We start from the raw sequence: 834 nt of genomic DNA on the forward strand, positions 1-834 counted from the left end.
CTCCCGGCAAACAACCTCCTGCACCAAAAGGCGCTTGCAAATCTCGCTATTAGACGACGGTCTTACGATTCACGAACATGGGGCTGGATTATGCATAGGTGTGGCCCTGGTTCCCTTGGCTTCATCGGCCCCCACAGACGCCGGCGACGACGGCCGCTCCCTGGCTTTCGAAATATGAGACAAATTTCGGACATACGTGGGATTTAGCGGGGTTCAATGTCCGGCTTTTGCGAAGCACGCATCTCCGTTACAGAATCCAGAAACTACTTCAATGCGGCCGGATATGAGGCCAATCGCGCGCGGTTCAAATCCTCCTTGCTAATTTGTAGTGCTGACTACGACCTGTCTTGATCTAACGGCACTACACGACATTCTTGACTGTCGCATTTGTCCAATTCGCTACATAGGATTTTGGCAATGTCTTGTTTGACTAAGGTTAACTAGCTGAAAAGACAATTACAGAACGTCATCTCGGACCGGCCAAGCCAAATTGGCATGAGTTTTGTAAGCAAGTCGGCGTGAGGCGTTCTCGCGAGGGCCAAGGCCCTATGAACCGCAGTAAGAACAAACGCAAAATGGTTGAACAAGCGAGTGAGGAATTCATCATGAAAGAGGATGCACAAAGCCGAGACGTTTATACGGATTATGGCGAGATATGGAGCGATGTCTATGATGAATATGCGGATGCGTTCAACAAACCCGTCGAGAACGCGCTTGCAGTCAGCTTTCTCAAAAGCTACGTCAAGAACGGAACCGCACTCGAACTTGGCGTCGGAAACGGCCACGTCGCCCTGCCTCTCGCAGAAACGGGAGCTTCCGTTCACGGTCTCGACA

General features: G+C 51.2%; 1 pseudogene. It reads left to right on the forward strand.

The features are described from left to right. Positions 1-548: 548 nt before the first annotated feature. Positions 549-834 (forward strand): annotated as a pseudogene (locus EOA33_RS37240) (class I SAM-dependent methyltransferase); the annotation flags it as partial.

Origin of the sequence: Mesorhizobium sp. M4A.F.Ca.ET.050.02.1.1 (assembly GCF_003997725.1) — a bacterium.
Classification (GTDB): domain Bacteria; phylum Pseudomonadota; class Alphaproteobacteria; order Rhizobiales; family Rhizobiaceae; genus Mesorhizobium.